General features: G+C 70.8%; 24 protein-coding genes and 1 other RNA gene. 12 read left to right on the top strand and 13 right to left on the bottom strand.

The features are described from left to right. Nucleotides 1–3: 3 nt before the first annotated feature. From ACQP2X_RS08680 to ACQP2X_RS08670, 3 genes are read right to left on the bottom strand one after another with little or no spacing between them, the layout of a single operon-like run. A complete protein-coding gene (locus tag ACQP2X_RS08680; RefSeq protein ID WP_498695596.1) occupies nt 4–1,269 on the bottom strand; it encodes a sensor histidine kinase in 1,266 nt (421 codons plus the stop codon). 17 nt (nt 1,270–1,286) lie between these two features. Further along, complete coding sequence (locus ACQP2X_RS08675) at nt 1,287–2,057, bottom strand: ABC-2 transporter permease (RefSeq protein ID WP_498695594.1); 771 nt, start codon at nt 2,055–2,057, stop codon at nt 1,287–1,289. Then, nucleotides 2,054–2,776, bottom strand: a complete 723-nt coding sequence (locus ACQP2X_RS08670) for an ABC transporter ATP-binding protein (protein ID WP_498695592.1) — start codon at nt 2,774–2,776, stop codon at nt 2,054–2,056. The genes ACQP2X_RS08675 and ACQP2X_RS08670 overlap by 4 nt, the downstream gene beginning before the upstream one ends. Nucleotides 2,777–2,870: 94 nt before the next feature. On the opposite strand from ACQP2X_RS08670, the gene ACQP2X_RS08665 reads away from it, so the two are divergent. Next, on the top strand, nt 2,871–3,659 hold the full coding sequence (locus tag ACQP2X_RS08665; RefSeq protein WP_498695590.1) for an AAC(3) family N-acetyltransferase: 789 nt from the start codon (nt 2,871–2,873) through the stop codon (nt 3,657–3,659). 4 nt (nt 3,660–3,663) lie between these two features. On the opposite strand, the gene ACQP2X_RS08660 is transcribed toward ACQP2X_RS08665, so the two are convergent. After that, nucleotides 3,664–4,503, bottom strand: a complete 840-nt coding sequence (locus ACQP2X_RS08660; RefSeq protein WP_498695588.1) for an alpha/beta hydrolase family protein — start codon at nt 4,501–4,503, stop codon at nt 3,664–3,666. An 85-nt stretch (nt 4,504–4,588) separates the two neighbouring features. On the opposite strand from ACQP2X_RS08660, the gene ACQP2X_RS08655 reads away from it, so the two are divergent. Beyond that, the gene (locus ACQP2X_RS08655; RefSeq protein WP_498695586.1) at nt 4,589–5,128 is read left to right on the top strand and encodes a TetR/AcrR family transcriptional regulator; all 540 of its coding nucleotides are present in this window, start codon (nt 4,589–4,591) and stop codon (nt 5,126–5,128) included. A 1-nt stretch (nt 5,129) separates the two neighbouring features. Here the strand turns inward: ACQP2X_RS08655 and ACQP2X_RS08650 are convergent, their stop codons facing one another. Both ACQP2X_RS08650 and ACQP2X_RS08645 read right to left on the bottom strand, forming a co-directional pair. After that, complete coding sequence (locus ACQP2X_RS08650) at nt 5,130–6,518, bottom strand: RNB domain-containing ribonuclease (protein ID WP_498695584.1); 1,389 nt, start codon at nt 6,516–6,518, stop codon at nt 5,130–5,132. Between the two features lie 211 nt (nt 6,519–6,729). Continuing rightward, complete coding sequence (locus tag ACQP2X_RS08645) at nt 6,730–8,106, bottom strand: hypothetical protein (protein ID WP_498695583.1); 1,377 nt, start codon at nt 8,104–8,106, stop codon at nt 6,730–6,732. Here ACQP2X_RS08645 and ACQP2X_RS08640 point away from each other — a divergent pair. Next, nucleotides 8,078–9,907: a hypothetical protein gene (locus ACQP2X_RS08640; protein WP_498695580.1), complete on the top strand. Its 1,830-nt coding sequence runs from the start codon at nt 8,078–8,080 to the stop codon at nt 9,905–9,907. The genes ACQP2X_RS08645 and ACQP2X_RS08640 overlap by 29 nt on opposite strands. Here the strand turns inward: ACQP2X_RS08640 and ACQP2X_RS08635 are convergent. Both ACQP2X_RS08635 and ACQP2X_RS08630 read right to left on the bottom strand, forming a co-directional pair. Continuing rightward, a complete protein-coding gene (locus ACQP2X_RS08635) occupies nt 9,900–10,106 on the bottom strand; it encodes a hypothetical protein (protein WP_498695578.1) in 207 nt (68 codons plus the stop codon). The genes ACQP2X_RS08640 and ACQP2X_RS08635 overlap by 8 nt on opposite strands. A gap of 140 nt (nt 10,107–10,246) precedes the next feature. After that, nucleotides 10,247–11,269 carry an aspartate-semialdehyde dehydrogenase gene (locus ACQP2X_RS08630; RefSeq protein WP_498695576.1) on the bottom strand — a complete coding sequence of 341 codons (1,023 nt, stop codon included), beginning with the start codon at nt 11,267–11,269 and terminating at the stop codon, nt 10,247–10,249. Nucleotides 11,270–11,381: 112 nt separating this feature from the next. Between ACQP2X_RS08630 and ACQP2X_RS08625 the strand changes: the two genes are divergently transcribed. Further along, the gene (locus ACQP2X_RS08625) at nt 11,382–12,179 is read left to right on the top strand and encodes a class I SAM-dependent methyltransferase (RefSeq protein WP_498695575.1); all 798 of its coding nucleotides are present in this window, start codon (nt 11,382–11,384) and stop codon (nt 12,177–12,179) included. A 146-nt stretch (nt 12,180–12,325) separates the two neighbouring features. Here ACQP2X_RS08625 and ACQP2X_RS08620 read toward each other — a convergent pair whose 3' ends face one another. From ACQP2X_RS08620 to ACQP2X_RS08605, 4 genes are read right to left on the bottom strand one after another with little or no spacing between them, the layout of a single operon-like run. Next, nucleotides 12,326–12,931, bottom strand: coding sequence for a M15 family metallopeptidase (locus ACQP2X_RS08620; protein ID WP_498695574.1), 606 nt, complete (start codon nt 12,929–12,931; stop codon nt 12,326–12,328). 41 nt (nt 12,932–12,972) lie between these two features. Further along, entirely contained in the window at nt 12,973–13,569 is a 597-nt protein-coding gene (locus ACQP2X_RS08615; protein ID WP_498695573.1) for a GTP cyclohydrolase II, read from the bottom strand. Nucleotides 13,570–13,601: 32 nt separating this feature from the next. Next, nucleotides 13,602–14,732 carry a hypothetical protein gene (locus ACQP2X_RS08610; RefSeq protein WP_498695572.1) on the bottom strand — a complete coding sequence of 377 codons (1,131 nt, stop codon included), beginning with the start codon at nt 14,730–14,732 and terminating at the stop codon, nt 13,602–13,604. Nucleotides 14,733–14,742: 10 nt separating this feature from the next. After that, the gene (locus tag ACQP2X_RS08605; protein ID WP_498700860.1) at nt 14,743–15,645 is read right to left on the bottom strand and encodes a LysR family transcriptional regulator; all 903 of its coding nucleotides are present in this window, start codon (nt 15,643–15,645) and stop codon (nt 14,743–14,745) included. A gap of 70 nt (nt 15,646–15,715) precedes the next feature. Here ACQP2X_RS08605 and ACQP2X_RS08600 point away from each other — a divergent pair, with 70 nt between their 5' ends. The 5 genes from ACQP2X_RS08600 to ACQP2X_RS08580 all read left to right on the top strand — a co-directional run bounded on the left by ACQP2X_RS08600 (nt 15,716) and on the right by ACQP2X_RS08580 (nt 20,267). Beyond that, complete coding sequence (locus ACQP2X_RS08600; RefSeq protein WP_498695571.1) at nt 15,716–16,915, top strand: MFS transporter; 1,200 nt, start codon at nt 15,716–15,718, stop codon at nt 16,913–16,915. A 46-nt stretch (nt 16,916–16,961) separates the two neighbouring features. Next, a complete protein-coding gene (locus ACQP2X_RS08595) occupies nt 16,962–17,390 on the top strand; it encodes a MarR family winged helix-turn-helix transcriptional regulator (protein WP_498695570.1) in 429 nt (142 codons plus the stop codon). A gap of 328 nt (nt 17,391–17,718) precedes the next feature. Continuing rightward, nucleotides 17,719–18,777, top strand: coding sequence for a type I glyceraldehyde-3-phosphate dehydrogenase (locus ACQP2X_RS08590; RefSeq protein WP_498695568.1), 1,059 nt, complete (start codon nt 17,719–17,721; stop codon nt 18,775–18,777). A gap of 9 nt (nt 18,778–18,786) precedes the next feature. Beyond that, nucleotides 18,787–19,698, top strand: coding sequence for a threonine/serine dehydratase (locus tag ACQP2X_RS08585; RefSeq protein ID WP_498695566.1), 912 nt, complete (start codon nt 18,787–18,789; stop codon nt 19,696–19,698). A gap of 137 nt (nt 19,699–19,835) precedes the next feature. Next, the gene (locus tag ACQP2X_RS08580) at nt 19,836–20,267 is read left to right on the top strand and encodes a hypothetical protein (protein ID WP_498695565.1); all 432 of its coding nucleotides are present in this window, start codon (nt 19,836–19,838) and stop codon (nt 20,265–20,267) included. Here ACQP2X_RS08580 and ACQP2X_RS08575 read toward each other — a convergent pair. Next, entirely contained in the window at nt 20,264–20,827 is a 564-nt protein-coding gene (locus ACQP2X_RS08575) for an AAA family ATPase (RefSeq protein WP_498695563.1), read from the bottom strand. The two genes, ACQP2X_RS08580 and ACQP2X_RS08575, sit on opposite strands and share 4 nt — an antisense overlap. A 25-nt stretch (nt 20,828–20,852) precedes the next feature. Here ACQP2X_RS08575 and ACQP2X_RS08570 point away from each other — a divergent pair, with 25 nt between their 5' ends. From ACQP2X_RS08570 to ACQP2X_RS08560, 3 genes are all read left to right on the top strand, one after another. Next, nucleotides 20,853–21,617 carry a sulfite exporter TauE/SafE family protein gene (locus ACQP2X_RS08570; RefSeq protein ID WP_498695561.1) on the top strand — a complete coding sequence of 255 codons (765 nt, stop codon included), beginning with the start codon at nt 20,853–20,855 and terminating at the stop codon, nt 21,615–21,617. Between the two features lie 39 nt (nt 21,618–21,656). Then, nucleotides 21,657–22,052, top strand: an RNA gene (gene rnpB, locus ACQP2X_RS08565) — RNase P RNA component class A. A 250-nt stretch (nt 22,053–22,302) separates the two neighbouring features. Continuing rightward, complete coding sequence (locus tag ACQP2X_RS08560) at nt 22,303–23,343, top strand: P63C domain-containing protein (protein WP_498695560.1); 1,041 nt, start codon at nt 22,303–22,305, stop codon at nt 23,341–23,343. Nucleotides 23,344–24,217: the final 874 nt, after the last annotated feature.

Here is a 24,217-nt window from a genome sequence, read left to right as displayed (position 1 = left end):
CGTTCATACGTGTGTGGGCAGTTCGATCTCGACCCGGGTCGGTCCGCCGGGCGGGCTCGTCACGCTCATCCGGCCGTCCACGACCGAGATGCGGCGGGCCAGGCCGGACAGTCCGGGGCCGTCCGGGTCGGCCCCGCCGGCACCGTCGTCCTCCACGGTCAGCTTCACGCGCCCGCCCACGGACAGGTCGATCCTGCTCGCCCCGCTGTGCTTGGCCGCGTTGGCCAGCAGCTCGGCCGCGCAGAAGTAGGCGATGGTCTCGATCGCCGGGGCCGGGCGCACGGGCAGGTCGACGCGCACCGTGACCGGGATGGCGCTGCCGCCGGCCAGGGTGGCCAGCGCGTCGCCGAGGCCGTTGTCGAGGACCGGCGGATGGATGCCGCGCACCAGGTCGCGCAGGTCGGCCAGGGCCTCCTTGGCGCCCCGGTGGGCCAGCGCGACCAGTTCGCGGGCCTGCTCCAGGTCGGGGGGCGGGCCGTCGGCGCCGAGCTTCTCGGTGGCCATGCCGAGATTCATGGCCAGGGTGGCCAGCCGGATCTGGGCGCCGTCGTGCAGATCCCGTTCCAGCCGGCGCATCATGGCGGCCGCGTCGTCGATGGCCCGGGCCCGGCTCACCCGCAGTTCGGTGAGCCGGCCCGGTCCGAGCAGCCGCCGCATCGCGGCCAGGTCGAGACTCAGACCGGCCCGCGTCAGCCACGGCGCCACCAGCAGCATGGCCAGACCGGCGGCGGCGATCAGGAACGTGCCGGCGAACGTGCGGGTGCTGATCATGCCGAACGGGGTCAGCGCCCACACCGGCCCGAGGGTGGTGCCCGGTGGATGGTTGCGGAACAGCGGCCACCACAACGGATAGCTGAGGTTGACCACGCCGAACACGTAGCAGAAGGCGCCATAGCCCTCGGGGATGGCCAGGGGCACCTTCAGCACGCCGTAGCCGAGGGCCCGCCAGCCCGGCCCGTCGGAGATCCGCCTCGACCGGCGGGGCGGCGGGGCGTCCACGTGCTCGCCGAGCAACCGGCGGGCGAGCCCGCGGTGCACGGCTCCCGTCGCGCGCCCGAACGAGGTGGCCGCCGCGACCAGGAGCGCGAGGGTCAGCGGGAACAGGACCAGGAAGACCGGGGCGACGACCGGCGCCGGCTGCTCGGCCAGGGCCCCGGTCGCCCACAGGATCAGCACGGCCAGGCCGGGCACGATCGCCGGCACGGCCAGGATCGCGACCGCGCTGATCACGCCGGCGACGCAGAACACCACTCGGCGCAGGGCCGTCATCCGACCATTGTCGCCGGTCACGCGTCGCGGTAACGCAGCAGCAGGCCGCCGGCCACGATCATCACCGCCGCGTAGCCGCACATCAGCAGCACGCTGACCCCGCCGGAGAACAGCCCGGGGATCGGCGAGGTGACCGCGATCGAGTTGAGCAGCATCAGCAGCGGCACGAACCGGCCGACCGCGATGCCGCTCTCCCCGAACAACCCGATCACGATCATCGGGACGAACATCAGCCCGAACAGCGTGCCGATGGCCGCACCCGAGTGCCGCAGGATCGTCCCGAGGCCGACCCCGATCAGCGCCGTGGCCCCCAGGTAGACCCCGGTCAGCACCACCGGCCGCAGGATCGAGGGGTCGGACAGGGAGGCGGCCGGGATGGCCGTTCCACGGATCGCCACCTGCCCGCCCAGATAGCCCGCGAAGCTCGCGATCAGCCCGGTGGCCAGGGCCGCTCCCCCGCACACGACGACCTTCGCGGCCAGCACGATGCGGCGCCGGGGCACCGCGGCCACCGTCGAGCGGATCATCCCGGTGCCGTATTCGCCGGTCATCGCCAGCACGCCGAGCGCCCCCAGCAGCAGCTGGGCCAGGATCGCCCCGCCCAGGCTGTTGTTCAGGATCTGGGCGGCGGTGGCGACCGGCGTGTGCGACCGATATCCGAGCCCCACTCCCACGCCGGCCGCGGCCATCGCGACCACCGCCGCGATCGCCAGCCACCACGTCGACCGGACGCTGCCCAGCTTGATCCGTTCCATCCGGGACGCGTGCCGCAGTCCGTACCCGCTCATGACGTCTTCCCCTCATAGTCGGTGGCCTGCTCGGTGAGCCGGAAGAACGCGTCCTCGAGGCTGTCGCCGCCGGCCGCGAGCTCGGCCACCGTCGTCTCGGCCAGCAGCCGCCCGCGCCCGATGACCACCAGCCGGTCGGCGGTGAGCGCCATCTCGGCGATCAGGTGGCTCGACACGAACACCGTCCGCCCTTCGGCCGCGAGCCCGCGCAGCAGCTCCCGGATCCAGCGGATGCCCTCCGGATCGAGCCCGTTGACCGGCTCGTCGAGCAGCAGCACGCCCGGGTCACCGAGCAGCGCCACCGCGACGCCGAGCCGCTGCCGCATGCCGAGCGAGTACGTCCCGGCCCGGCGCCCCGCCACACCGGACAGCCCGACGATGCCGAGCACTTCCTCGACCCGCGAGCCCGGAATGTCGTTGCTGGCGGCCAGCGCCCTCAGATGCGCCCGGGCGCTGCGCCCCGGATGGAAGGCCCCCGCGTCGAGCAGCGCTCCCACAGTCTTCAAAGGCCACAGCGATTGGGCGTACGGCACACCGCCCACCAGAGCCTCACCATGATCCGGGGCGTCGAGCCCCAGGATCATCCGCATCGTCGTCGACTTCCCGGACCCGTTCGGGCCGAGGAACCCGGTCACCACGCCCGGCTGGACCCGGACGCTCAGCCCGTCGACGGCGGCCCGCCCGCCGTAGCGTTTGCTCAGTTCACGTAGTTCGATCACCTCTTCGACGCTAGGCAGCTCGACGCCGGCCGATAAGCCGGTAACCATCCGACCCGGTCCGGGGGTTATCCACCCCCGCCGCCACAATGACCGCATGACGCAGCCACTCCCGCACACCACCGGCACCCTGACCGCCGATCTCCGCGAGCTCGGGCTGGCCGCCGGCGACACGGTGCTCGTGCATTCGTCGATGCGGGCGGTCGGTTCGGTGGCCGGGGGCGTCCAGGCAGTCGTACAGGCAATGCTCGATGTCCTCGGTCCCGAAGGGACCCTGGTCGTGCCCACGCACACGCCGGTCAACTCGGACCCGGCCGAGTGGGAGAACCCGCCCGTGCCGGCCGAGTGGTGGCCGGTGCTCCGGGAGCAGAGCCCCGGCTTCGACCCGGCCCGCACCCCCAGCCAGTGGATGGGCGTTCTGCCCGAGGTCGTACGGGCCTGGCCCGGCGCCCGGCGCAGCAGCCACCCGCAGGTGTCGTTCGCCGCGCTGGGCGCCCGGGCCGAGGAGATCGGCGGCGCCCATCCTCTGGAGGACGGCCTCGGCGACGGCTCACCGCTGGGCGCCGTCTACCGCGCGAACGGCAAAGTTCTGCTGCTGGGCTGCGGCCACGCCCGCAACACGTCGCTGCACCTGGCCGAGTGCCGCCAGGCCCGGCCCACGACGGCCGTCCACGGCGCCGCCGTCCGCGATCCGTCCGGCGCCGGCCGCTGGGTCACCTGGACGGCGCCGGTGGCCGACGCGTCCGACTTCGCCGAGCTGGGCGACGCCTACGAGGCGGCGTCCACCGTGCGGCTGGGCACGGTCGGCAACGCCGAGTCCCGCCTCATGCCCCAGCGGTCACTGGTCGACTTCGCGACCGAGTGGCTCGGCCGGCATCGAGCATGACCGGCTACTTGAACTCGATCTTGCCGTGCTCGTCCGGCTCGACCGGCCAGGCCGACGGGTCGATGCCCAGGGCCGCGCGCAGATAGGCAGTGCTGACGCCACGGATGAGAGCGACGCGCTCGGGGCTCTCGTCGGTGGTCTCGGTGACGCGATATCCGGTGATGCCGCCCAGCGAATGCTCGCCGCCGAAGAGGGTGAGCAGGGCCTTCGGGGACGGGCTCTGGAAGTAGGCGTCGGTGAACCAGTCGGGGCCGCGCGTGGTGAGGGCCGACTGGTCGTTGTCACCGGCGACGATCAGGGCCGGCGTGGTCATCGTGGAGAAGTCGGGCTTCATGAAGGCGAAGTGCTCCGCGGCGAACGGGGTGAGGCCACCCCGGCCGGCCGGTGCCAACAGCACGCCCGCCTTGACCCGGACGTCCGGCAGGGCGAAGTCGTCGCCGTCGACGCGGGCGCCGAGCAGCATGCCGGCGCTCTGCGCGCCCCACGAGTGGCCGGCCACGGCGACGCGGCCGCGGTCGATCGTGCCGGGGACGACGCTCTCGATCAGGTCGAGCGCGTCGATGACCCGGGAGAGGTCCTGGACGCGGAGCCGCCAGATCAGCGGCGTGCGGGGGTCGTCCGCGGGCAGGGCCACGGTGCGCGAGTCGAGGTGAGTCGGCTGGACCACGACGAAGCCGTTCGCGGCCCAGTGGTCGACCAGCGGGGCGTACCCGTCGAGGGACTCGCCGAAGCCGTGCGAGAAGACCACGACCGGCAGATCGTCACCCTCGGCCGGCGCGGTGACCCGTACGAGAAGGTTCTCACCGGGAATGACGACCGGCTTGACCGAAACGATGGTGTTCATAGGGGCTCCTGCTCTGACATCATGAACAAGCGGAACCTTGTTCCGATAGCCACGATACGGAACCTAGTTCCGGTTAGCAAGGAGAGTGACTGTGACGAAGCGCGCCGACGCCCGGCGGAATGAGAAGGCCCTGCTCGACGCGGCTGCGGCCGCGTTCGTGGAATCGGGCGTGGACGCGCCCGTGCGCGACATCGCCGCGAAGGCCGGAGTGGGCGTCGGGACGATCTACCGCCACTTCCCGGCCCGCTCCGACCTGATCGTGGCGGTGTTCCGGCACCAGGTCGAGGAGTGCGCGGCGGCCGGCCCCGAGCTGCTGGCGGCCAGCGCGTCGCCGCACGAAGCGCTGCGCCGCTGGATCGACCTGTTCGCCGACTTCCTCGTCACGAAGCACGGGCTGCCCGAGGCGCTGAACGCGGGCGACCTGCACGCGTACTTCCTGGAACGTCTCGTGCCCGTCTGCGCCGAGATCGTGGACGCCGCGACCGCGGCCGGCCAGATCGTGCCCGGCGTCAACCCGGTCGGGCTGCTGCGCGGCGTCGGCAACCTCTGCATCGGCGCCGGCCGCGACGACGGCTACGACGCCCGGCAGATGATCGGCTTCCTCATCGAGGGCCTGCGGAAGTGAGTCAGGCCGGCTCGAACTGAACCTTGCGGGTGGCCGGGTCGGCCAGGGTCAGGCGCACCTGGGCCCGCGTGCCGACCGGCAGGCCGCCCTTGCAGCGGGCCCGCACGGCCGGGTCGTCGATGGCGATGGTCCCGTCGGCGTCGAGCACGCCGGCCGCGAAGACCTCACCGACCCGCCCCCGCAACAGCACGGCCTCGGCCAGGTCGACGGCGGCCCGGTCGGCCGAGCCGGCCACCCGGTCGGAGTCGGCCATCACCTTCGGCAGCTTGGGCAGGGCCTCCCGCGCCCAGTCCGGCACCGGCGCGCCGGCCGCGAGGGCCAGGCAGACCTCGGTGGCGTAGCGGTCGGCCAGCCGTCGCAGCGGGGCGGTGACATGGGCGTACGGCGAACCGACCCCGCCGTGCCCGGTCAGAGCCGGCGCCGCACCGTCGAAGGCCGTGTAGGCGGCCCCGCGCAGCAGGTCGGCCGCCTGCTCGAGGAAGGCCGCACCGCGCGGGGTGGCCGGATCGGCCGTGGCCACAACTTCACCGACGGGCGCGCCGCCCGGCCACAGCACCCCGAGCGACTTCGCGGCGGCCTGAAGCTTCACGACCGCCTCGGGCTTCGGCGGCGGCATGGTCCGCAGCAGCCCGATCCCGCCGCGCAGCATCAGATCGGCCGCGGCCATGCCGGTCAGCAGCGAGATCTGAGCGTTGTGCTCCTCGACCGGCAGTGGCGCCCGCAGCACCAGACGCCAGCCGTCACCGTCACGCTCCACCTCCTGCTCGGGCAGGGGCAGGTTGACGGCGCCACGCTCACCGGCCCGCCGGGCCAGCAGACTGCCCAGCTCGGGCAGCAGCGCGTACGGCTCGGCGGCCGTGCCGGCGTCCACCTCACGCTGCACGCCCGCGTAGTCGAGCTTGGCCCGGCTCCGCACCCGGGCCCGCCCGACCTGAACGCCGGTCATCGAGCCGTCGGCGTCGAGGTCGATGGTCCAGACGACGGCGAGCCGCTCGACATCGGCGAAAAGGCTCACGGCCCCCTCGCTGAGCACGGGCGGATGCAGCGGGATCCGCCCGTCCGGCAGGTAGATGGTCTGCCCGCGAGCCCAGGTCTCGGCCTCGAGAGGCCCACCCGGCCGCACGAAGGAGGCGACATCGGCGATCGCGTAGAGCACCCGGTAGCCGCCGTCGTGCCGGCTCAGATGCATCGCCTGATCGAGATCCCGCGAGGAAGCCGGATCAATGGTCACAAATGGCACATCGGTGAGGTCGGCCGCCGCCGCGAGGGACCGCCCGGCCGCCGCTTCCGCCTCGGCCAGAGCCTCGGCCGGAAACTCCCCCGGCAGCTTCAACTCCCGCCGCAGCCCGGCGAAGTCGATGTCCGGAGCCCACACGCGTCTGATCGGCACGGCTCATTCCTACCAGCCCACACGCGAGAGGAGGACCGCGCCATACGGCACGGCCCTCCTCTGCTTCACGCCAGTAGCCGGTTTTCCGGTGAGCGCGCCCTGTTGGCGGCCACCTTTCGCCGGTTTCCGGTCAGCGCGCCCTGTTGGCGGCCACCTTCGCCGGTTTCCGGTCAGCGCGCCATGATGGCGGCCACCTTTCGCCGGTTCCCGGTCAGCGCGCCCGCTTGGCGGCCACCTTTCGGCCGGTCGACGGGCGGGCGTCGAGCATGTCCGCGGCCGGGGTGTTGCCGGCGGCGGCCCGGCGGGCGGCGGCGCCCGTCGTGGCCTTGGCAACCTTGGACGCGTTGGTGGACGAGTTCTTCGCAGTCGGACCGGACTGGCGGGTGTTCGTAGCCTTGGCGGCCCGGGTCCGCCCCGCGGTCGTCTCATTGGCCGCCGACCGCTTCGCGGAGGGCGCGGCCGCCGGACGGTTACCGCCCTTGGCCACCACCGGACTGAGACCGGCAACCTTGGCCACAGCCGACCGCGGAGCCGCGGAGGCGGCCGCCCGCTTGTTTGCCGTAGCCACCGCCGCAGTCCCGACAGCCTTCTTCGCGGGCGCCTTGGCGGCGGTCTTGGCCGCCGCCTTCTTGGCCGCGCCCGCGCTCCTGCCACCCGCCTTGGCAGCCGTGGCCTTGATGCCCGTGCCCGCGCCCGTGGCCTTCGTGGCCGTTGCCTTTGTGGCTGCGGCCTTCGTGCCCATGGTCTTTGTGGCCGTGGACTTTGCGGTTGTCGCCTTTGTGGCCTTTGTGGCGCGGGTGGCTGTCGCCGTGCTGGCCGTTGCCGCCTTGGCCGCTGTCGCGACCTTGGCCGCGCGGGCGTTGGCCGTGGCCTTGGCTCCGGCCGCCCTGCCGCCGGTCGCCGTGCCGCGGGTTGCCTTGCCGCCGGCCGCCTTGCCGCCGGCCACCGTGCCGCGGGTTGCCTTGCCGCCGGCCGCCTTGCCGTCGGCCGCTGTGCCGCGGGTTGCCTTGCCGTCGGCCGCTGTGCCGCTGGTCGCCTTGCCGCCGGCACGGGTCGCGCCGGCCGTGGCCTTGCGGGCCGAAGCGGTTCCGGCACGTGCGCTCTTGGCCGCGGCGGTGTTCGCGGCCGCGGTCTCCTCCATCGAGGAGGAAAGGCCGGCGACCTTGCTCGCCGACGCCGCCCGGCGTGAGGCCGCACTCTTGGCCGCCGCCGTGTTCGCGATCGCCGTCTCGCCGATCGCGCTCGCACGCCCCGCGACCTTCCGCGCGGAACGAGCGGCCGCGCTCTTGGCCGCCGCCGCGTTGGCTGTGGCCGTCTTCGCCGTCTCCGCCGCCCGCCCGGCCGTCTTCCGCGCCGTACCAGCGCTCCGCGACGCCGCGCTCTTGGCCGCACCGACATTGGCGCTGGCCGTCTTGGCCACCTCGGACGAACGCCCCGCCATCTTCCGCGCCGACTCGGCTGCCTTCTTGGCCGCGCTCTTGGCCGCAGCGGTGTTCGCCGCCGCCGTCTGAGCGGTGGCCGCCTTCTTCGCCGCCGCACCCGCCGTGGCCCCGGTCGCCTTGGCCGCCGTCGCCCGCGTGCCAGCCATCGCCCGCGTGCCAGCCGCCGCCCGCGTGCCAGCTGTCGCCCGCGTGCCAGCCGCCTTCCCCGCAGTCGCCTTCGCTGCGGTCGCCTTCGCTGCGGTCGCCTTCGCTGCGGTCGCCTTCGTGCCGGCCACCTTCGCCGCGGTCGCCTTCGCCGCCGTCGCCTTCGTGGCCGCAGCCTTGGCCGCCGCCTTCTTAGCGGTCACCTTCGCTCCGGTCGCCTTGGTGGCAGCGTTCGCCGCAGTGGCCTTGGTAGCGGTGACCGCCTTCGCGGCCGTCTTCTTGGCCGCGGCTGTCGTGGCCTTCGCCGTCGCCGCCTTCTTCGCCGCGGCTGTCGTTGCCTTGGTGGCCGCCTTTCGCGCCGGCGTCGCCGCCTTGTTCGCGGGGGCCGTGTTGGCGGCGGCCTTGTTCGCGGGGGCCGTGCCGCCGGCCGCCTTGCGTGCGCTCGGCCGGGCCGACCCGGCCGGAGCGGCGCCCTTGCCGGTGGTCCGCGCGCGCTTCGGCGTACCCCTCTTGGCCGGCCGAACGCCGGACTCGGTAGCCACTTCCATGTCGGGCGCCGCGGCGAAGTCCTCTTCCATGTCCGCCGCCGGAGCCGATCCCGCGTCGTCGATCGACGCGGTAGTCATGTTCGGCCCGGTTCCCATGGCCGCCGCCGTACGCCGCGGCGTCACCGGCCGCTTGCCACCCCGGGCCCCGGCCGCACGCGCCGGCCGTACGGCCTCACCCGCCGCCGCACCCCGCACCGCTCCCGTGAGCCCCGTCCGCCCCGAAACCCGCGCCGGCGCCTTGCTCCCGACCGGCTTGACCGCCCCAGTCTTGGCCGCCGCCGACTTGCTAGCCGCCGCGGACTTCGCCACCGGCTTCGCGGCCTGCTTCGGCGCGACCGCCTTGACGTTCTTCACGGCAGCCACCTTCGAGCCGGCCGCCTTCGTCGTGGCACTCTTCACCGCGCCAGCCTTGGAACCGGTCGCCTTTACCGCGCCAGCCTTGGAACCGGTCGCCTTCGCCGCGCCCGCAGTCGCCTTGGAACCGGTCACCGCGCTCGTCTTCGAGGTCGCTGCCTTCGCTCCAGCGCCCCGTACGGCTGCCTTCGCTCCAGCGCCCCGCACGGCTGCCTTCGCTCCAGCGCCCCGCACGGCGGCCGGCTTCGGCGCGCCCGGCTTCGGGGGCGCCGGCTTCGGCATGACCGGCTTGGCCGCGGCCGTCCTCGACGCCTTCGTGGAGGGCGCCACCTTGGCTGTGGTCACCTTCGGCCCGGCGCCCTTGGCGGCTAGCGCCCGCGCCGCCACCGGCTTGGCGGCAACGCTCTTCGCCGCACTACGCGGCTTCGGCGCCACCGTCTTCACAGCGGCAGTCTTCGCGGCAGCAGTCTTCGTCGCGCCCGCCTTCGCGGCGGCGATCTTCGCTGCGCCGGTCTTCGCGGCGGCGGTCGACTTCACGGCGGCGCTCTTCGAAGCGGCGGCCTTCGTCACGGCCGGCTTGCCCGCAGCGGACCGGGCCGAAGCGGCCGTCGATCGCGTGGCCGAAGTGGCGGCGGACCGGGACGTCGGCGCGGCGCTCTTCCGGGTCGCCGACGCGGTGGTGGCGCGCGTGCCGGCGGCGGGTGGCTTCGGGGCGCTCGTGGACCGGGCTGGCTTGGCGGTTAGGGTGCTTTTGCCCGCTCTTGTGGCGAGATTGGTCGGGGCCTTTTTGGCAGCGGCCATCAGGGTGTTCCTCCTTGCGAATGACTGCGGGCTCGTCTCCGCCTGGAGACTGCGAAGATCCGGCTTGGACTCAGGGACGTCGGAGCCGGCTGTTAGCTGACCTCCCCGGTCCAGCGGGCATCCTCGGCATCCCAATCGGCATTGCGCTTCTCGACCGTCTCGAGAGCCCGCGTCGCTTCGTCAGCCGTGGCGTAGGGGCCGAGCCGGTACTGGGCGGGACACACGTCCTCGCCGGTCTCGACCCGACTGTCGCGAAGGCACCAGAAGTAGCCGCCTCCGCCGGGCCCACTGTCGTTCATGCAATCACTCTGCACCTCAAACCGACCATCCGCCACCGATTCGGGCAAAAAGTCCTAGATTTCCACAATGGAGGATGAGGCGTACGCAACAAAAACCGCCCCGGCCGTAACCCGGCCGGGGCGGTTCGTGAAAGCGGAGCTCAGAGCTCGGCGGCCACCAACTCCGCCACCTGCACGGCGTTGAGGGCCGCGCCCTTGCGCAGGTTGTCGTTCGAGACGAACAGGGCCAGGCCGTTCTCCACCGTCTCGTCGGCGCGGATCCGGCCCACGTACGACGGGTCGCGGCCGGCCGCCTCGAGCGGCGTCGGCACGTCGGACAGCTCGACGCCGGGCGCGTTCGCCAGCAGCTCGCGGGCCCGCGAAGGGCTGATCGGCCGGGTGAAGCGCGCGTTGAGCTGAAGGGAGTGGCCGGTGAAGACCGGGACCCGTACGCAGGTGCCGGAGACCAGCAGCGACGGGAGATCGAGGATTTTGCGGCTCTCGTTGCGCAGCTTCTGCTCCTCGTCGGTCTCGTTCGAGCCGTCGTCGACGATCGAGCCGGCCAGCGGCAGCACGTTGAAGGCGATCGGCTTGGCGAACGAGCGCGGCGCCGGGAACTCCACGACGGACCCGTCGAAGGTCAGCTCGGTGGCCCGGTCGGCGACCTTCTTGATCTGCTCGTCGAGCTCGGCCACGCCGGCCAGCCCGGCCCCGCCGACGGCCTGATAGGTGGTGGCGACCAGCGCGACCAGCCCGGCCTCGTCGTGCAGCGGGCGCAGCACCGGCATGGCGGCCATGGTGGTGCAGTTCGGGTTGGCGATGATGCCCTTGGGCCGGTTGCGGGCCGCGTCCGGGTTGACCTCGGAGACGACGAGCGGAACCTCGGGGTCCATCCGCCAGGCCGACGAGTTGTCGACGACCACGGCGCCGGCCTCGGCCACACGCGGCGCGTACTCCTTGGAGGAGCCCTTGCCCGCCGAGAACAGGACGATGTCGAGACCGCGGTAGTCGGCGGTCGCGGCGTCCTCGACGGTCACCTCGCCGTCGCCCCACGGGAGAGTGCGGCCGGCGCTGCGCGCGGACGCGAAAAGACGAAGCTGCTCAACGGGGAAGGCACGCTCGGCCAGGATGCGCCGCATGACGCCGCCCACCTGTCCCGTCGCGCCCACAATGCCGATCCTCATGGCGACAAAAGTACGGCCTGACGTGCGTACGGAGAAATCAGTTCTTTGCCCTTGTTCCGTATCGTGGGATTTTTGTCCCACATCGAGGGACATCAGGCATACCGTCGGTGGCATGGCGACGTACACGCACGGTCATCACGAATCGGTCTTGCGCTCACACCGCTGGCGCACCGCAGAGAATTCGGCGGCATACCTGTTGCCGCATCTTTCCTCCGGCGTCACGGTCCTGGACATCGGTTGCGGCCCCGGCACCATCACGGCCGATTTCGCGGCCCTCGTCACCCCGGCCCGGGTGACCGCCCTGGAGGTCAAGGAGGAGGCGCTCGACCTGGCCCGCGCCGAGATCGCCCGGCGCGGCCTGGCCAACGTCGACTTCGCGGTGGGCGACGTGCACGCGCTCGACTTCCCGGACGCCTCGTTCGACGTGGTCCACGCCCACCAGGTGCTCCAGCACATCACCGACCCGGTGGCGGCGCTGCGGGAGATGCGCCGCGTGACCCGGCCCGGCGGCGTGATCGCCGTGCGTGACAGCGACTACCGGGCGTTCGCGTGGTATCCGGAGCTGCCCGAGCTCGACGAGTGGATGGCGCTCTATCAGCGGGTGGCGCGCGGCAACGGCGGGGAGCCGGACGCCGGTCGCCGTCTGCTGGGCTGGGCCCACGCGGCTGGCCTGGCCGACGTCACCGCGACGTCGAGCACGTGGTGCTTCGCCACGCAGGAGGACCGGGACTGGTGGGGTGGCATGTGGGCCGACCGCATCCTGAAGTCGGACATGGCGGCCACCGCCCTGCGGACCGCCGCCGCCACCGAGGCTGACCTCGCCCGCATCTCCGAGGCCTGGCGTGCGTGGTCGGCCGACCCCGACGGCTGGATGTCGCTCCTGCACGGCGAGCTGATCGTCAGGGTGTAGCAGATCGCGCCGGCCCGCGCCCGTTGTCCACAGTTGTGGTCCGTCCACAGGCTGCCCGCACGATCTTGGAAAGTGCGCGGAGAATGGGCGTCGGGCGGCTCCCCCTGGGGTGGGCGGGCCCAGCAGCAGCGCCCAGCGGCGGCCGACTATGCGGTCTTCGGCTTGAACTCCCAGTGCCACGGCTCCCTCGGCACATTCTCCGAGAAGCCGTACCTGTCAGCGTTCTTGCGCATCCAGGCCTGGGCCTTCGAATCAAGATCGAGGTCGGTCGCCATGCCCCAGCCGTGCTCGCTCGTGCCCGGCTTCGCCGCCAGCCCACCCTGCGAGTAGAGCCCCTTCCGCCGGGCCAGATCCACCTGTTCCTCGTACGGCCGGTACGAGTCGGTGATGCCGATCGTCACGCCTTCGCGCTTCGCGTCGGCGATCATCTGGTTCAGGCCCTGCGCGGCCGGTGCCCACAGTTTGTGCCTCGTGCTGCCCACCTGTTCGAGCGCGTTCGCCGGGATCTTGCCGTTGCCGTAGGCGGCCAGCTCGGTCGGGATGCCCTTGCTGTTGAGGGTGTAGGAGCGGGCCGCCGTGTTCGTCGTGCCCGACATGGCTTCCTGGAGTTTGGCCGCGAAGTCGTCGCCGGAGCCGCCGCCCTGCGTTGTCGTCGGCTGGGCCTGTGCGGTCTTGCCGGCCTGCTGGGTCTGTAACGCGATCATCCGGCTCTGGATGTCGGCGATGCGCGAGTTCACTCTCTCGATCCCCACGCACTCCTGTTCGGCACCTGGGTCGAAACCTGAGGGCCTATCTAAAGTCGGATGGTGTGGCGCGTGTGGTCGATCTTGGCCTGGAGGTAGCGCCGGTTGGCCGGGGTCGCGTGCACCTGGGTCGGCAGCACCCGGCGTACGGCAATCTCGTGCAGTCGCAGTTGACGGGCTTTGTCGGGGTTGTTGGTCAGCAGGTCGATCACCGTGACGCCGAGGTCGGCCAGCATCTGGGCCGCCGCCGTGTAGTCACGCTCGTCGTCCTCGTGGCCCAGGGCGCGATTGGCCGCGTACGTGTCGAGGCCCTGGTCCTGGAGGGCGTAGGCGTCGAGCTTCGCGTAGAGCCCGATGCCGCGGCCCTCCTGGCGCAGGTAGAGCAGATATCCGCCGGTCACACTCAGCCGCTCGACCGATTCGCGCAGCTGGGGGCCGCAGTCGCAGCGCTCCGAGCCGAAGACGTCGCCGGTGAGGCACTCGGAGTGCAGGCGCACGAGCGGGACGTCCGACGGCGCGGCGGACGGGAAGAAAAGCGCCAGGTGCTCCTTGCCGTCGGCCAGGCCGGTGAAGGTGATCACGTCGGCGGTGGCGGTGAAGCCGTCGGCGAAGCGGAGCGGGACGTGGACCCTGGTGCGTACGGACATGCCGCCTTTGATCGGACACAGCGGCGGCCGGATTAGATGTTGACGGACTCGCGGCGCTCGGAGCCCTCGAGACGCTCGACCAGTTCCAGCTCGACCTCCGAGGTGCTGTTCTTCCGGTTCGGCAGCATGTTCGTGATCAGCACGATCAGCGCGCCGATGCCGGCGTAGAGGCCGAGAACGATCAGGTGCGACCGGATCTCCGCGTTCGGGAAGTACAGGTTGTCGCGGACCGCCTGTACGCCGGCGCCGGTCGGCAGGTTCTCACCGAGCACCCGGCCGAAGGCGGGCAGGAACTCGGGCAGGATGCTGGCGCCGGAGATCACCGTGCCCAGCGTGAAGTACATCGCGCCGATCAGCGCGCCGGCCGGTCCCAGCAGCGCGACCGCGCCCGCGGTGGAGGCGGTGATGGCCAGCGAGATGAGCGAGAAGATGGCCAGCATCTCGCCGCGGTCGGCCGTGGTGCCGACGCCGAACCAGCCCATCGACCACAGGATCACCGCGGCCGAGGCCACGGCGTAGACGGCCAGGATGCTGACGTGGGCGATGCCACGGCGCCAGGATCTTTTCGTACGGGGGATCAGGCGGCCGAGACCCATCGACGCCACCGTGCCGCCGAGCGCCAGGGCCTGGGTGAGATATCCCAGCGACACGCCGTTGACGTCGTCGTCCGGCAGCGGCACCACGTCGGTGATCGGCGGCGGCGAGTTCAGCTCCTCCGCCTGCGCGACCGGCATGGTGTCGCCCTTGGTGGCCAGCTCGGCCAGGGCGGCGGCGGTCTGCTGCTGCACAACCGTGGTGAACGTGGTCTTGAGCAGGGTGGAGGCGGCGACCCCGGCCGCGCTGGCCACGTAGAGGTGCGGCTCGTTGCCGGTGATGTCGACGCCGCCGTAGACGTCCCGGCGCTTGATCGCGATCTCCAGGTCGTCCGCCGTCGCGTAGTCGGTGACCTTGAAGTAGCCGTTCTCGGTCAGCAGGCTGACGACCGAGGCCCGCTGGCTCGCGGGCGCCACCAGCCCGACCGGCACATGGTGGGGCTGGGCCTTGTGGCCCATGCCGAGGTAGTACGCGGTCAGGCCGAGCTGGACAAGAACGCCGATGACGCAGACGGCCAGCGCGAACCGCCGGAACTGCAGCACCGACTCGGCTTGGGGTTCTTCCGCCATTTCCTCATGTTTACGGACGAACCGCCTTCGTGGGACCGTTTCGGTCGATCAGGGCGAGCAGCGCCCGCGTGGCCGCACTGGGCCGCCGCAGCGCCGGAAAGGCGATGCCGAGCGGCCAGACCAGCTCGGCGCCGGCCACCCGCTTGATGATCAGGCCGCTCTTGTCGGGCACGGCGAACTGGGGAACGATCGCCACACCCAGACCTTCCCGTACGAAGTCGGCCGCGCTGCTGATGTCGGTCACCTCGATGGTCACCTGCCGCTGCACGCCGGCGGCGGCGAACGCCCGGTCGACCACGATCCGGTTGCCGTATCCGGCCGGGAAGTCGACGAACGGCTCCCCCTGCAGATCGCCGATGTGCACCTCGCCGGCCGTGGCCAGCCGATGGTCGATCGGCAGGACGAGGTCCAGCGGGCGGTGATCGACCTGCTGCAGATGGACGCCGGCCGGCGGCCGGCCGGGCCACGAGACGAACGCCAGGTCGAGTCCGCCTTCGGCCAGCATCTCCATGAGCCCTCGCGAGCCGCGCGGCGAGACGCTGAGCCGCAGGGTCACGCCGGGGTGCAGGCGGTGATATTCGCCGAGCAGGCCGGCCATGTCGATCAGCGGGATGGACGTGAGGGTGCCCACACGGATGGTCCCGCGCAGGCCGCCGCGCACCTCGTCGACCGCGTCGCGGGCGGCCTGGGCGGCCTCGAGCGCGGCCCGGGCCCGGGGCAGCAGCGCCTGCCCGGCGTCGGTCAGCGCCACCCGCTTCGAAGTGCGTTCCAGCAGCGTGACGCCCAGTTCGTGCTCCAGCGCCTTGATCACCGCCGATACGCCGGACTGGACGACGTGCAGCCGTGCGGCGGCCCGAGTGAAGTTGCGTTCCTCGGCCACGGCCACGAAGTACTCGAAGTGCCGCAGTTCCATCACGGATGCTGATGCTACTCAGCATGGATCATCGTTGGACTCGATGCTTGGGGCGGCGCACTCTCGGCTCATGACCGTGATGACCAAGCCTGCCCCCACCGGTGCTCCCACCGGGTCGGCCCGTCACGGCGCCGCCTTCTGGCTGGTCGCCGTCGTCTATCTCGTGGCGCTCGCCTTCTCGACCATCCCGGCGCCGCTCTATCCGCTCTACCAGGCCGCCGACGGGTTCTCCTCGTTCACCGTCACCATCGTCTTCGCCGTCTACGCGGTCGGCGTGATCGTGGCCCTGCTGCTGGCCGGGCACATCTCGGACTGGGTCGGCCGGCGTCGCGTACTCCTGCCGGCCCTGGCCCTGGAGATCGCGGCCGGGGTGCTCTTCCTGGCCTGGCCGTCGCTGACCGGCCTGATCGTGGCCCGGCTCCTGACCGGACTCGGCGTCGGCATGCTGACCGCCACGGCCACCGCGTACCTGCTCGAACTGCACACCGCCCACCGGCCCCAGGCCGGCGGCACCCGCTTCGAGGTCGTCTCGGCCGCGGCCAACCTGGGCGGGCTGGGCACCGGCACGCTGATCGCCGGCTTTTTGGCCCAGTACGTCACCGCGCCGCTCCGTACGCCGTACATCGTCTTCCTGGTCCTTCTGGTCCTGAGCGTCGTCGCCGTGGCCGCCGTGCCCGAGACGGTGACCGTGCCCGCGGTGAAGCCGAAGTACCGGCCGCAGCGGGTCCGGATGAGCGGGAAGTCCCTGGTCGCGGCGGCCGGAGCGTTCACCGCGTTCGCCGTCTTCGGCCTGTTCACCTCGCTGGCGCCGAGCTTCGTGGCGTCCGGTCTGCACCACCCGAGCCGCCTGCTCGCCGGGTTCGTCGCCTTCCTGGTCTTCGCCGCGGGCGCGGCCGCCCAGTCCGGCGTGGGCCTGCTGCCGGCCGCCCGCCGCTTCACGATCGGCCTGGCCGCGCAGGCCGCGGGCCTGGTCGTGCTCGCGGCCGGGATGCTCGCCACCTCGCTGCCGGTCTTCTTGATCGGCGGGGCGATCGCCGGCGCGGGCGCCGGGATCCTCTTCAAGTCGGCGGTCGGCCGGATCGCCGCGGCGGCCGCGCCCGCCGAGCGGGGCGGCGCGCTGGCCGGGCTGTTCCTCGTCGGCTACGCCGGGCTGACCGTGCCGGTGCTGGGGCTCGGCGTCGCGACCCTGTTCGTATCCCCGACGACCGCGATGCTGTGGTTCAGCGGCGTCCTGCTGGCGGCCCTTGCCCTGATCTTCAGCCGCCGCTGACCCTTGGGGCACAAATTGTTGCCGCCCCAAGCGTTACGCTTCATCAGTGTCCGACGACCCTCTGGAACTGGAACGCCAGGTCTGCTTCGCTCTGGCGGTGGCGTCGCGCAGCGTGATCGGGCTCTACCGGCCGCTGCTCGAGCCGATGAACCTCACCCACCCGCAATATCTGGTGATGCTCGCCCTCTGGCAGCACGCGCCGCTCTCCGTCCGTGACATCAGCCGGCTCCTCCAGCTCGACCCGGGAACGCTCTCGCCGTTGCTGAAGCGGCTGGAGGCGGTCGGCTACGTCACCCGCGAGCGGGACCCCTCCGACGAGCGCAGCCTCGCCGTCGATCTGACCGAGCAGGGCCGCGCTCTGCGGGCCGAGGCGGAGAAAATCCCACCCGCGATCGTCGCCCGTCTGGGCATGCCGATCGAGGAACTCGAGTCGTTGCACTCGGCACTCACGCGGGTGATTGCGGCCACTCACTGATCGATTTCGGAATACCGTAGGGGCTCGCTCCGGGTTGGAATTCTCGGAAACGAATTAGCCGCGCCCGCCGGGCGCCGATGGCCGGAATGCGCACCGTTCATCCGGATGGCGCACCGGGCATCGCCGGTGACCATTAGGAGGTTCGCAGCGCTATGGCCCTGCCCCACCAGGTCTTATGTGGATCAAGAACACCGTGTGACGCGTCCTCCGTTGACGTGCAACTTGCACGACTCTTAGTGTCGAGGGCGTGACGGCGGGTGGAAACCGGGTACTCGCGGGCCCCTGCCGGCACGGCACAACGAGATTCAGAGCGGCCGAGGAGCCTTCGATGACTGTCACGATCGGCATCAATGGATTCGGTCGTATCGGCCGCAGCATCACCCGGATAGTCGCGGCATCACCCGATCCGGGAATATCAATTGCGGCGGTAAATGACCTTGCCTCGACCGAGAAATTGGCCTACGGGCTGCGCCGGGACAGCATTCGCGGCGCATTTCCGGGCACCGTCACGGCCCGCGCCGATCACCTCGTCGTCAATGACCATGCGATCCGCACGTTCCATCACGAACGGCCCGAGCGCATTCCGTGGGCCGACGCCGGAGTCGACGTCGTCATCGAGGCCACCGGCCGCTTCCGGGCCGGCACGACGGCCCGCACCCACATCACCCACGGCGGCGCCCGCAAGGTCGTGATCAGCGCCTCGGCCGACGAGCCGGACGCGTTCCTGGTCTACGGGGCCAACCACGACACGTACGACTCGGACCAGCACGACGTGGTCTCCCCCGGCTCGTGCGGCGTGAACGCGCTGACCGTGATGGCCAAGGTGCTGCTCGACCGGTTCGGGTTACGCGCGGTGAACTCGACGGTGGTGCTGGCCACCCAGGGCTGGCAGAAACCGCAGGACTCCCTGATGGGCACGTCGCGTGACGATCCGCGGCTGGGCCGGTCGACCGGCGACAGCATCATTCCGCACAACTTCGTGGTCGGCGACCTGGTCCGGGTGGTGCTGCCGGAGATCGGCGAGATGCGCTACAGCTACTACGTGGTGCCGACGCCGATCGGCTCGCTGGCCGAGCTGTCCGGGCAGACCGGGCGCGCGGTCAGCGTGGAGGAGGTCAACCGGGCCATGGCCGAGGCTGCGGCAGGACCCTTGAGGGGCGTTCTGGCGTACGACCCGGATCCCACCGTCTCGATCGATGTGAAGAACAACCCGGCCTCCTGCCTGTTCGACCCCTCGGGCACGCAGACGACCGCGGACGGCGGGGTGAAGGTGCGCGGCTGGTTCGACAACGAGTGGGGCTTCTCCAACCGATTACTCGACATAGCGCGCCTCGTGGGTGAACGATCACCCGTCGCGTCCCGGCGGGTGAGCTGGAGCATCGCTTAGGGTTCATCAGTGATCGACATTCAGGACGTACGGGCGGCGGCCACCCGGATCGGCGCACGGGTGCGGCGCACCCCGCTCCTCCAGGTAGCGCCCACGACGTGGTTCAAGCTGGAGCAGACGCAGCACGCGGGCTCGTTCAAGACGCGGGGCATGGTCAACCAGATCCTGGCGGCGGGCGCGCTGCCACCCGCCGGCATCGTGGCCGCGTCGGGCGGCAACGCGGGCCTGGCGGCGGCGTACGCGGCCCGCGAGCTGGGCGTGGCGGCCACGGTGTTCGTGCCGGTGACGGCGCCACCGGTGAAGGTGGCGAAGCTGGGCAAGCTGGGCGCCAAGGTCACGCAGGTAGGCAACGAGTACGCGGAGGCGTACACGGCGGCGGTCGACCACGCGGAGGCCACCGGGGCACTGTTCTGCCACGCGTACGACGACCCGAACATGGTGGCGGGCAACGGCACGATCGCCCTGGAACTGTCCGAGCAGCTCCCGTCCGGCTTCGACACGGTGCTGGTGGCGGCCGGAGGAGGCGGCCTGATCGCGGGTTTGATGGCGGCCCTCTCCCCCGCCGTGAAGGTGGTGGCGGTGGAGCCGGTGACATCGGCCGCGCTGCACGCGGCCTTGGAGGCGGGAGCCCCGGTCGACGTGCCGGTCTCAGGCGTGGCCGCCGACTCGCTGGGCGCCCGGCGCGCCGGGCAGATAGCTTTCGACCTGGCCCAGGCCTTCGACATCCCGTCGGTGCTGGTGGACGACCAGGCCCTCATCGACGCCCGCCGCATGCTGTGGGACGACTACCGCCTGGCCGTCGAACACGGCACCGCGGCGGCTTACGCGGCCTTGACGTCGGGCGCTTACATCCCCACCCCCGACGAACGAGTAGTGGTCCTGATCTGCGGCGCCAACACCAACCCGTCCGACCTGGCCTGACCGCCCCGCCGTCGCGGCCGCCCCTGCCCTTCCTCTCTCGCCCCTCGCCCCTCCTCGCCGCCGCGATCGTCGCCTCGTGCGCAAATCCGACATTTCCGTTTCGGTGGGTTTGTCGAGCGATGCCGGATACTGACGCGATGACTGTTGCCACGCCTCTCGACCTGCTGACCTGGACCGAGGCGGACTATCCCCGTATGGGCTGGCACGACAGCCGCGTCCATGCCATCAGCCTGGCCGGGGAACCGCAGGTCAGGCTGCTTCTCGACATCGACTACGTGATCGGCGGCGACCCGGGCGACGGCTTCCTCGTAGCTCCGGCCACTCTCGTCTTCGACCGGCCGTGGGGCATCGTCGGCGGCTTCGGGCCGCTCGCCGAGCCCCTCGACATCGCCGACATCCACCGGCTCCCCTCCCCCGACCAGCATCCGGACCCGGTCTGGCACATCGAGGGGCACAACTTCGCTTTCGAGGTACGGGCCATCGGCTACCGCCAGACGTTGCGCCGTCCGCCGCTGCGCGTGCCCGCGCCCACCCTCACCTGGGACGAGCGGGGCGGTGTCGGCTTCTAGAGGCCCAGCCGCTCGATAGCCCGCTCGGCGATGTCCCCGGGTTCCCCGTGGGCGGTGTCCAGACGTACGTGATGGGGGTTGTCCTTGAACTCGTCTGTTGAATTGAGCCGATAGTCCCGGTCGGCTTGCAACAGCAGTTCGCGCGAGAGTGCGAGGTTGCGCTTCGACGGCTTCTCGGCCAGGCGCGACTCACCCGTGTTGCGCCGCAGGCGTTCCTCCTGGGACGCCTCGAGCTCCAGGAACAGAACCCGGCCGCCTCGCTTCGCGAAGGGTTCGGCGTATCGGCGTACGGCCTCCGCATCGCCCGGGGAATCGAAGGCCCAGACGTACGTGAAGATCAGCCCCGGCAGATCGCTCGCCGCCACCTCCTCGAGCACCGCCATGCGGAAGCCGTCCACCAACCGCGTGAACGGCGGCGTGCCGAACTCGAAGAACCGCAGCACCGGCTCGATGGCCAGATGGTTGTGGAAGACGCGCCACCCCGTCCGCGCCGCGATCTCGTTGCCCACCGTCATCTTGCCCACTGCGGGCGGGCCGACGATGAACAGCAGATCCCCCATCGCCGCAGCGTAGATTCCTCCCATCATGGATGTCGCGCACATTTTGCTGCTGGTCGCCGCCGGCCTCGCCGCCGGAGCCGTGAACGCCATCGCCGGCGGCGGCTCCCTCATCACGTTCCCGGCGCTGATCGCCACCGGCCTGCCCTCGGTCGCCGCGAACGTCACCAACTCGATCTCGGTCTTTCCCGGGTACGTCTCCAGCGTCGCCGGAAGCCGCGCCGACCTCGCGGGCCAGTCCCGCCGCCTGCGCGCCATCGTGCCCGCGGCCGTGCTCGGCGCCGCCGCCGGCTGCGCGCTGCTCCTGCTGACCCCGGCCCGGGCGTTCGAGCTGATCGTCCCGTTCCTGGTGCTGGCCGCCGCCGCCACGCTGGCCTTCCAGCAGCGCCTGCGCGGCCTGGTCGGCCACCCGCGACACCTCTCCCCCAGGCGCGCCGCCGTGACCTTGCAGGCGGTCGTCTTCATCGGCGCCGTCTACGGCGGCTACTTCGGGGCGGCCCTGGGCGTCATGTACGTCGCGGCGCTGGCCCTGATCCTCGACGAGTCACTGAACCGCATCAACGCCCTCAAGAACGTCCTGTCGGCGGTCGTCGGCCTGATCACCCTGTTGGTCTTCGCGTTCTTCGCCCCGGTCAACTGGGCCGCCGTGCTGGCCCTGGCCCCGGCGACGGTCGTCGGCGGCTATCTGGGCGCCAAGCTGGCCCAGCGCCTGCCGGCCCGGGTGCTCCGCACGCTGATCGTCACCTTCGGCACGGTGATCGGCCTGCTCCTGCTGTACCGGGCCCTCACCTGATCCCCCACCCGCGGCCCCGTAGGATGAACAGGCGACGGACGAGTCGGCTGGGCGGTCGCGTCGGTGCCCTCAGGGGCGCCGCCGAGGAACGTCCGGACTCCGCAGAGCAGGGTGGTTGTTAACGGCAACCCGGGGCGACCCGCGGGACAGTGCCACAGAGAACAGACCGCCGGCCCCACCAGGCCGGTAAGGGTGAAACGGTGAGGTAAGAGCTCACCAGCACCCCGGGCGACCGGGGTGGCTAGGTAAACCCCACCCGGAGCAAGGCCAAGCAAGGCCGCCCCCGCAAGGGAGCGACCGGCGCAGGCGTTCGAGGGCTGCTCGCCCAAGCCTGCGGGTAGGCCGCAAGAGCCTGCCGGCAACGGCAGGCCGAGATGGATGGCCGCCACCAGCCTTCGGCTGGAACAGAATCCGGCGTACAGGCCGACTCGTCCGTCGCCCTCAAGGTCACGATCCTGAGGGCGGCGCTGACCTCTCCTTATACACAGGCGCTGATGGTCAACGATGAGCAACATTGGGCGGCATTCGATGGCCCCACGATGGCCCCATGGCCCCACGATGGCCCCGACTCGCGGCAGAGCAGAACCCTTCCCCATCTCCGCCGCAATCCATGGAAGCAATGCTTGCCCGCCTAAGCATGCCTCTGCTAGCTTCTATGCATGCCCGGCTAAGCATAGGAGGCGCAGTGGGCGACCTTGACGGCAATGAAGCAGCTAGCGAAGACGGTGCGGGTAACGCTGCCCGCGCCCTGTCCAAAAGGGGAGCAGCACGCGGTGGGCGTGCACGGGCCGAGCGGCTCGACGCAACAGACCGCAGCGAAATCGCTCGCCGGGCGGCGCAGGCCCGATGGGGGGATGACGTTCAGGTCGCCACTCACGCCGGCGATATCGTAATTGGGGACCAGAGGATTACATGTGCGGTTCTCGAGGACGGGACGCGGGTCGTAAGCCAGGCAACACTGCTTGCGGCGCTCGGTCGCAATCGGCGAGCGAAAACCGCCGACGGCGAGACAGTATTGTTCGCCGCCAACTTGATGCCATTCCTCAGCCCTGAAGTAGTCCAGGAATTAAGCGAGCCGATTCAGTACCGGCCCCCGCAAGGGCCGAAGGCGTTCGGGTACAGGGCGGTTTTGCTACCCGAAATCTGCGACGCGTACCTTCGCGCGCGCGCTGAGAACAAACTGACGATCAACCAGCACACTGCTGCGAAGGCCGCTGAAGTTCTGGTACGTGGGCTCGCCCGAGTGGGAATCGTCGCGCTAGTCGATGAGGCGACGGGCTACCAAGAGGTCCGGGCTCGGCAAGAGCTGCAGCGGATCCTGGAAGCGTATGTCCAGGCCGAACTGCGGCCTTGGCTCAAGACCTTCCCGGACGAATTCTTCAGGGAGATCTACCGACTGCAGGGGTGGGAGTACAAGCCTGGCACGTCCAAGCGGACGCCGTACGTCGGCAAGCTCGTCAACAAGTACGTCTACGAAGCATTGCCCAACGGGGTTCTGGATGAGCTGCGGCGGAAAAATCCCAAGACAGAAAAGGGATATCGCAGGCACCGGCATTTCCAGTTTCTTACGGCTGACACCGGGCACCCTCACCTGGACAAGCAGATCTCCACGGTGACGACCCTGATGCGCATTGCGCGGAACAAGCACGAATTCGAGGACATGTTTGAGCGTGCGTTCCCTCCGCTCGAAGCGAAGTTGCCAATCGTCATCGAGTACAACGAGTAGCCGGCCGCACCCCCATCCCGTCCGCCGTCGACCCACACACCGTGGAGCGGGCCTGCCCCTGGGCGCCAAGGTGGAGCGCCCCACCGGACGTACGACCTTGGCGCCCAGGGGCAGGTCTGCTCGGCTTCGCCTGGGTCGTCGGTGGACGGGATGGCAACCTCCATCCCAGAAGCCTGAGCGCTCCCGCCGGAGGCCAAGGCCTGCCGTGTGATCATCCGGCACTCAACTGTGGCTGGCCGGCGGCCGGGTGGGGTGGGGCCCCTCTGGGGTGGCGCGCTCGGCCGCCGGCCGGGCTGCGCGCCGCGGAGTGTGCGGCGCCTTGATCACATGATCGGCCTCCTGGTGGCCCCGCCATGGCCCCACGGCCAGGTTGACCAAGAGAATGCCTGATCAGGCTGCATGTACCCAGCAGAATCCGGCGTACAGGCCGACTCGTCCGTCGCCCTCCTGCTCAACGGGGCCGCTAGACTTCTGATCTGGGAATATGGCTCGTTGTTGATCGTGGAAACTAGTCATCCTTGGTCGAAGTTTGACGGCCGGACGGTCTAATGACGGCCTCAGCTTGACCGACTTGACTGCATCTGCGAGAGGGAACGACTAAGGATCGGATAACCAATCACAGCAGAGCCTGAGTACTCATACACTTGTTCGCATCTCATATGAGCAAGACGGGGCGCTGCTGCTCGGCCGCATTCGCGAGCGATGGGGCGACGAGGCCGGCTGGGTACTCCGCCCTAACAAACAGTACGGCGTCTTCCTGCTATACCGACAGAAAATACGTTCCCTTGGGCGAGGTCCGCCAACTGATCGAGGCTACGTTCGGCTTCGCCGTCGGGCCCACCTTCATCACGGGAGACCTGCCCGAGAAGCCATC

The organism is Actinoplanes sp. CA-131856, from assembly GCF_050956135.1.
In the GTDB taxonomy this organism is placed as follows: Bacteria; Actinomycetota; Actinomycetes; order Mycobacteriales; family Micromonosporaceae; genus Actinoplanes.
The sequence above is the reverse complement of the archived record's forward strand: the minus strand, read 5'-3'. Positions and strand labels throughout refer to the sequence as shown.

What these genes read in the sequence shown, in the direction of transcription:
- ACQP2X_RS08630 (WP_498695576.1), bottom strand. Translation starts at nt 11,269, where the DNA reads ATGAGGATCGGCATTGTGGGCGCGACGGGACAGGTGGGCGGCGTCATG.
- ACQP2X_RS08660 (WP_498695588.1), bottom strand. Translation starts at nt 4,503, where the DNA reads ATGAACACCATCGTTTCGGTCAAGCCGGTCGTCATTCCCGGTGAGAAC.
- ACQP2X_RS08675 (WP_498695594.1), bottom strand. Translation starts at nt 2,057, where the DNA reads ATGAGCGGGTACGGACTGCGGCACGCGTCCCGGATGGAACGGATCAAG.
- ACQP2X_RS08570 (WP_498695561.1), top strand. Translation starts at nt 20,853, where the DNA reads ATGGATGTCGCGCACATTTTGCTGCTGGTCGCCGCCGGCCTCGCCGCC.
- ACQP2X_RS08625 (WP_498695575.1), top strand. Translation starts at nt 11,382, where the DNA reads ATGGCGACGTACACGCACGGTCATCACGAATCGGTCTTGCGCTCACAC.
- ACQP2X_RS08615 (WP_498695573.1), bottom strand. Translation starts at nt 13,569, where the DNA reads ATGTCCGTACGCACCAGGGTCCACGTCCCGCTCCGCTTCGCCGACGGC.
- ACQP2X_RS08645 (WP_498695583.1), bottom strand. Translation starts at nt 8,106, where the DNA reads ATGGCTGGCACGCGGGCGACGGCGGCCAAGGCGACCGGGGCCACGGCG.
- ACQP2X_RS08610 (WP_498695572.1), bottom strand. Translation starts at nt 14,732, where the DNA reads ATGGCGGAAGAACCCCAAGCCGAGTCGGTGCTGCAGTTCCGGCGGTTC.
- ACQP2X_RS08680 (WP_498695596.1), bottom strand. Translation starts at nt 1,269, where the DNA reads ATGACGGCCCTGCGCCGAGTGGTGTTCTGCGTCGCCGGCGTGATCAGC.
- ACQP2X_RS08600 (WP_498695571.1), top strand. Translation starts at nt 15,716, where the DNA reads ATGACCGTGATGACCAAGCCTGCCCCCACCGGTGCTCCCACCGGGTCG.
- ACQP2X_RS08575 (WP_498695563.1), bottom strand. Translation starts at nt 20,827, where the DNA reads ATGGGGGATCTGCTGTTCATCGTCGGCCCGCCCGCAGTGGGCAAGATG.
- ACQP2X_RS08605 (WP_498700860.1), bottom strand. Translation starts at nt 15,645, where the DNA reads ATGGAACTGCGGCACTTCGAGTACTTCGTGGCCGTGGCCGAGGAACGC.
- ACQP2X_RS08580 (WP_498695565.1), top strand. Translation starts at nt 19,836, where the DNA reads ATGACTGTTGCCACGCCTCTCGACCTGCTGACCTGGACCGAGGCGGAC.
- ACQP2X_RS08665 (WP_498695590.1), top strand. Translation starts at nt 2,871, where the DNA reads ATGACGCAGCCACTCCCGCACACCACCGGCACCCTGACCGCCGATCTC.
- ACQP2X_RS08590 (WP_498695568.1), top strand. Translation starts at nt 17,719, where the DNA reads ATGACTGTCACGATCGGCATCAATGGATTCGGTCGTATCGGCCGCAGC.
- ACQP2X_RS08635 (WP_498695578.1), bottom strand. Translation starts at nt 10,106, where the DNA reads ATGAACGACAGTGGGCCCGGCGGAGGCGGCTACTTCTGGTGCCTTCGC.